The organism is Wolbachia endosymbiont of Cylisticus convexus (genome assembly GCF_003344345.1).
The window spans coordinates 1-2,946 of sequence record NZ_QPIP01000175.1; the positions used below are offsets into that span (position 1 = coordinate 1).

At 36.8% G+C, this 2,946-nt stretch carries 3 protein-coding genes; all 3 read left to right on the plus strand.

The window, feature by feature from the left end; all coding sequences use genetic code 11:
* Positions 1-547: DUF4815 domain-containing protein (locus tag Wcon_RS13165; RefSeq protein WP_410543478.1), on the plus strand; the 547-nt coding region annotated here is incomplete at its 5' end.
* A complete protein-coding gene (locus Wcon_RS09895; protein WP_410543479.1) occupies positions 540-1,802 on the plus strand; it encodes a DUF4815 domain-containing protein in 1,263 nt (420 codons plus the stop codon). The genes Wcon_RS13165 and Wcon_RS09895, both read left to right, overlap by 8 nt.
* Before the next feature lie 4 nt (positions 1,803-1,806).
* A partial coding sequence (locus tag Wcon_RS09900) for a hypothetical protein (protein ID WP_114517492.1) occupies positions 1,807-2,946 on the plus strand: 1,140 nt, incomplete at its 3' end.

The following is a 2,946-nucleotide window of genomic DNA, read 5'->3' on the forward strand; positions in this document are numbered from 1 at the left end:
GGGCATAGGTGATGCAATATTCCGTGATGGTGATGTTATAGCAGGAAGCAATTGTATTATAGATAGAGAAACTGGTAAAGTTACACTTGAAGGAGGAAAAATCTATCTGCGTGGTGCAGTTAGAAAAGTCGAAAAAGAAGAGTTTGTTATTCCACTGAGTACCACAGTGCGTATAGGTATTTATTACCTAGAATCTACCATTACAGAACTTGAGGACGAAAATCTTCGTGATCCTGCTGTTGGTACAAGAAACTATCAGGAAGTAGGAGCTGCAAGGCTTAAAGTTTCCACCATTTGGGGATACCAAGTAGAAAGTGTTACTGTTAACTCTACAAATGGCGAATTTTACCCAATTTACAATATTGAAAATGGAGTATTAATAGAACATTCACCACCTCCACAAGCAAACATAGTAACTACTGCTCTTGCTCGTTATGACAAAGAAGCAAATGGTTCCTACGTTGTAAATGGTCTTGAAGTAATGTTCCTGCAAAAGGAAGAGGGAGAAGAAGGGGTAAAAAAGGTAAAAAGAAATATTTGTGATTAATGAGGGTAAAGCTCATGTTGATGGCTATGAGATTAAACTTCCTCACAGTATTCGTGTTTCTTTTGATGAAGATCCGGATATAAAATCAGTTGAATCAGAACCACATACTTTTCAGCCAAATAGCCAAAGAGTAATGGAACTGAAGGTTAATGATTTTCCAATAAGTGAAATCAAAAAAGTAGACATAACTGTTCAAAAAACTATTACTGTTACTCACGGTTCATATTCTGGAGCTATTCCTGACTCTGCAGTACTTGAGATTATTCAAGTTAAACAAGGCAATGTTATTTATGAAAATAGTATAGATTACAAATTAAACGCAGGAAACGTTGATTGGTCATTACCTGGTAAAGAACCAGCTCCTGGAAGTAGTTACCTGATAACCTATCGCTGCCGCACTCATATAAGCCCTGAAGATATAAGCGAAGAGGGATGTAAAGTAAGAGGTGCAGTTGATAACAGCTTGGTTCTGGTTGATTACACCTGGAAAATGCCCCGCTATGATTTAATTACTATCGATAGCAAAGGAGTGGTAAGAAGAATAAAAGGCATAGCTCACCCTTGGCGACCATCAATGCCTAGAGCGCCTAGTGGACAACTTTTGCTCTGCTACATTCATCAGACGTGGAAAAAAGGCGAAGGGGTAAAAATAGTGAATAATGCTATTCATGCTGTACCGATGAATGAGCTTGAAGCAATGAAAAAAGGAATAAATGATCTTTATGCGCTGGTTGCACAGGAGCGTTTACGCAGTGATGCAAATTCAAGAGAACCTACCACCAAAAAAGGAGTATTTGTTGATTCATTCTTTGATGATGATATGCGCGATCAAGGAATTTCGCAGTCTGCAGCAATAGTAAACAAAGAATTAATTTTACCTATAGATGTGGAAATTATTGATGTTGAAAGAGGTAAAGAACCTTATCTTTTACCTTATAAACTTGAACCGGTACTGGAGCAGCTTTTACAGACTAAAGGAGAAAAGATTAACCCGTATCAAGCTTTTGATCCAGTTCCGGCACAAATTACTCTAAATAAAAATATAGACCACTGGACGGAGGTTACCACGAATTGGAAAAGTCCAGTAACAAGAGTATTTAATGTTAAAGAAACAACAGAGCTGCTGTCAAGTACTTCATACGAAACTGAATTTATGAGAGAAGCAGTACAGAATTTTGAAATTGAAGGTTTTGAGCCAAGTGAGAAGCTTAAAGAGATAAAATTTGACGGAATAATTATTCAACCTATAGCATAAAAATATGTTAATAGTTAACAATCAAGGACAAATAAGTGGAAAAATAAAAATCCCAGCAAATATTCCAGCAGGTACTAAATTAGTACAGTTTTATGGTGATAAAGGAAGCTATGGAGAGGCAACTTATACTGGTAAAAAAACTATTACCATAGAAGAGAGAAGAAGAATTATCGCAGCAAGAAGAGTTGATCCTTTAGCGCAAACATTTACTTTAAATGAGAGCAGACACATAGGAGGTCTAGAGTTATGGTTTATAAATAAAGGCAAAAAACGTGTTGTTGTGCAGATTAGAGAAACAGCAGTGGGAATGCCATCGCAGACTGTTATTGCTGAAAGCTATATTGAGCCGAAAGATATAAAAGTAGATGGCACAGCAACACGTATAGAGTGGTCACCAGTGTTTTGCCATGCAGAACAAGAGTATGCAATAGTGCTACTTACTGATGATCCTGGTACTGCAGTAAAAATAGCAGAACTTGGCAAATATGATGCAGTAAATAGCCGTTGGGTAACAAGTCAGCCATATCAAGTAGGAGTATTACTATCATCAAGTAATGCAAGCACCTGGACTCCACATCAAAATTTAGATTTAACGTTTCGATTACTAGCTGCAAAATTTAGCGAAAATTCTCATGTTATTGATCTTGGCAAAGTTACAGCAACCAATACTTCAGATTTAATTGTTTTGACGAACGTCGAAAAAGTAGCATTTGATACCAATGTAGAATTTATTCTGACAGATGAAGAAGGAAAAGAAAATTTTCTATCTGATAACTTGCCGCTCGCGCTGCGTGAAAGACTATCTGGAGAGTTAACAGTAAAGGCAAATTTAAAAGGGTCAAAAGAAAAAAGTCCAGTGCTATATCCAGGGTTACAGCTAGTTCTAGGTAATCTTTCAGAGTCTGGAGATTATGTTACAAGAAGTATTACAGCAGGAGCTAACACTAAAATTACCATAACGTATGATGCGCTAATACCTGGCACTGCAGATGTAAAAGCATATGTGCAAAAAAATGTGGATTGGCAATTAGTAAATTTAACATCAGGAAAACCAATTGGAGAAAATTGGGTAGAGAGAACTCATGTGCTGACAAACTTTAATGGCAATGAAACAAGGATAAAATTAGTTTTAAGTGGAACGGTT